The organism is Actinoplanes sp. NPDC048791, from assembly GCF_040650095.1.
GTDB lineage: Bacteria > Actinomycetota > Actinomycetes > Mycobacteriales > Micromonosporaceae > Actinoplanes.
Window position 1 is genome coordinate 1 of record NZ_JBEZGQ010001136.1, and the last position, 2,487, is coordinate 2,487.

Consider the following 2,487-nt stretch of genomic DNA (forward strand, 5'->3'; position numbering starts at 1 on the left):
GGGAGCTCACGGTCGCGCGCGACCTGGCCGACCAGGTCTGCCTGCTCAACGGCCGGCAATGGGCGGTGGGCCCGCCAGGCGAGATCCTCACGGCCGGGCCGCTGCGCCGCACGTACGGCGGCCACGCGGTCGATCTCGCCGACGGCCGTACGGTGCTGGTCGAGAAATGATCGCGCCCTTCACCACGCCGTTCATGGGCCGTGCCCTGGCCGAGCTGGCTCTGCTGGCGCTCATCTGCGGTCCGGTCAGCGTCTTCGTCTTCGCTCGCCGGCTGTCCTTCGTCTCGGACGCGCTGACCCACACCGTCTTCCCGGGCGTCGTCATCGGCTTCCTCGCCGGCGGCGTCGAGGGCATCTTCGCCGGTGCCCTGATCGCCGCCGTGCTCACCGCGGTCGTGCTCACCCTGCTCACCCGGGGCGGGGCGCTGTCCGACGACGCGTCCACCGCCGTCGTGCTCACCGCGATGTTCTCGATCGGGGTCGCGCTCGTGTCGCGCCGTTCGTCGTACACCAATGACCTGACGACGTTCCTGTTCGGCCGGATCCTCACCGTGACCCCGCGGCAGATCGCCGAGACCGCGGTCCTCGCGGTCGTGATCCTCGCTCTGCTCGCCCTCGGCGCGCGGGCGCTGCTGTTCCGTACGTTCGATCCGGCCGGGGCGGCCGCGGCGGGCTACCGGATCGGCTGGCTCGACCTGTGGCTCAACGTGCTGGTCGCCCTGGTGGTGGTCGCCGCGGTCCGGGCGGTCGGCACGATCCTGGTCGTGGCGCTGCTGATCGTGCCCGCCGCGGCGGCGCGCATGCTGACTCACCGCCTGGCGGCGATGGCTCTGCTGGGCACAGTGCTGATCCTCGCGGCCGGCTACGGGGGACTGCTGCTGAGTTGGACGGCCTCCGTCGACTACGGGATCAACCTGACGTCGGCCTCGACCGTGGTGCTGCTGCTCGTGGCCGCGTACCTGATCCTCCTGCCCGTCGGTCTGTTCCGGGCCCGGCTGCGCCGGCCGGTGCTGTCATGAACTGGTGGGATGACGCCCTGCACCGCGCCACCGCCGAGGTGATCCTCGTCGGCGCGCTGGCCGGTCTCATCGGTGTGCAGGTCGTGCTGCGGCGGCTGTCGTTCTTCACGATGGCCCTGACCCACGCGACCTTCCCCGGGGTGGTGGCCGCGTCGATCATCGGCGTCAACATCTTCGTGGGCGGAGTGGCGGCGGGAGCCGTCGTGGCCCTCGGCGTGGCCGCGCTGAGCCGCCGCCAGGGCCAGAACGCGGCCGCGGCCACCGGCGTGGTGCTGTCCGGCGGCTTCGCCCTGGGCGCCGGGCTCGTCGCCACCCAGAACGGCTTCAGCCGCGACCTGTCGTCCTTCCTGGTCGGCTCGGTACTGACGGTGACCCCGCAGGACCTCGTGCTGACGGCGGTGGTGCTCGCCGTGGTGGCCTGCGTCCTCGCGATCGGCGCGCGTCCGCTGCTGTTCACCGGCTTCGACCGCACCGGCGCCCGGGCGGCCGGCTTCGCCACCACGGCCTGGGACGTGGTGCTGCTGTTCACGATCGAGGTGGTCGTGGTGACCGTCGTACCGGCCGTCGGCACGATCCTCGCCCTCGCCCTGATCGTCGCGCCGGCCGCGGCGGCCCGCATGTGGTCGCACCGGCTGCCGGTCATCACCGCGCTGGCCATGGCGTTCGGCGTGCTCAGCGGCCTCGGCGGCCTGTACGTCTCGAGCCGGTGGAACCTGGCTGCGGGGGCGAGCATCACGCTGGTCGCCACCGCGACACTGCTGCTGTCGTCACTGCTGGTCCGGATCCCCGGCCGGGCGGTGCCGGCGTGAGCGAGATGGACGTTGCGCTGGAACGTGCGGTCGCGGTCCTGCGGGGGATGGCGTACGAGCACCGGCTGCACATCCTCGTGCTGTTGCAGGCGGGGGAGTCCACGCCGGCCGTACTGGCCGAGGCGATGCGCACGGATGTCACCGGGGTGGCCCACCACCTGCGGTTCCTGCGCGACGCCCGGCTGGTCCGGCGGGAACGCCGGGGCCGCCACGTCTACTACTCACTCAGCGGCGACCCGACGAAGCGGCTCGTCCGGGAGGTCCTGCACTACGCCGAACGCTTGACCTGAGCCCGGTCTGCTCAGGCTGGGTTGATGTCGTCGGTCAGGGGGAAGAAGCCGGCGAACGGGTCGGCCCAGCCGGGCCACGCCGCGAAGCCGTCGGCGAGCTCGTCGTCGGTGAGCAGGCACCCGGTCAGCCGGGCGGTGATCGCCGCGGCGTCGAGGTTGAGGCCGACCAGTGCGAGCACCGTGCGGCGATCGCCGTAGTAGGGGTCCCAGTCGACGTCGGCCGCCATCCGGCGCAACCCGCTGGTCTCGGGCCACCGCTCGGCCGGTAGCGCGGCCAGCCAGTAACCTGCTCACCGGCCGGGTCGTCGATCCCGATCGGGAAGCCCTCGAGGGCGCGGCCGAGGATGCCCGGGGTCTGCGGATCGTGGCG

At 72.6% G+C, this 2,487-nt stretch carries 4 protein-coding genes; 3 read left to right on the top strand and 1 reads right to left on the bottom strand.

From position 1 onward, the window contains the following. Positions 1–166: 166 nt before the first annotated feature. The 3 genes from AB0C29_RS43275 to AB0C29_RS43285 are packed head-to-tail and all read left to right on the top strand — an operon-like array spanning position 167 to position 2,117. Positions 167–1,018 (top strand): metal ABC transporter permease, encoded by an 852-nt coding sequence (locus tag AB0C29_RS43275; RefSeq protein ID WP_360833452.1) that lies wholly within the window; start codon positions 167–169, stop codon positions 1,016–1,018. Further along, positions 1,015–1,827, top strand: a complete 813-nt coding sequence (locus tag AB0C29_RS43280) for a metal ABC transporter permease (protein ID WP_360833454.1) — start codon at positions 1,015–1,017, stop codon at positions 1,825–1,827. Before AB0C29_RS43275 ends, AB0C29_RS43280 begins: the two co-directional genes overlap by 4 nt. Before the next feature lie 5 nt (positions 1,828–1,832). After that, positions 1,833–2,117: a metalloregulator ArsR/SmtB family transcription factor gene (locus AB0C29_RS43285; RefSeq protein WP_360833458.1), complete on the top strand. Its 285-nt coding sequence runs from the start codon at positions 1,833–1,835 to the stop codon at positions 2,115–2,117. Positions 2,118–2,128: 11 nt separating this feature from the next. Here AB0C29_RS43285 and AB0C29_RS43290 read toward each other — a convergent pair whose 3' ends face one another. Then, complete coding sequence (locus AB0C29_RS43290) at positions 2,129–2,344, bottom strand: hypothetical protein (protein WP_360833456.1); 216 nt, start codon at positions 2,342–2,344, stop codon at positions 2,129–2,131. Positions 2,345–2,487: the final 143 nt, after the last annotated feature.

Bases quoted from the DNA above. Each gene is read 5' to 3' on its own strand.
- AB0C29_RS43285 (WP_360833458.1), top strand. From the start codon at position 1,833: ATGGACGTTGCGCTGGAACGTGCGGTCGCGGTCCTGCGGGGGATGGCG.
- AB0C29_RS43290 (WP_360833456.1), bottom strand. From the start codon at position 2,344: ATGGCGGCCGACGTCGACTGGGACCCCTACTACGGCGATCGCCGCACG.
- AB0C29_RS43280 (WP_360833454.1), top strand. From the start codon at position 1,015: ATGAACTGGTGGGATGACGCCCTGCACCGCGCCACCGCCGAGGTGATC.
- AB0C29_RS43275 (WP_360833452.1), top strand. From the start codon at position 167: ATGATCGCGCCCTTCACCACGCCGTTCATGGGCCGTGCCCTGGCCGAG.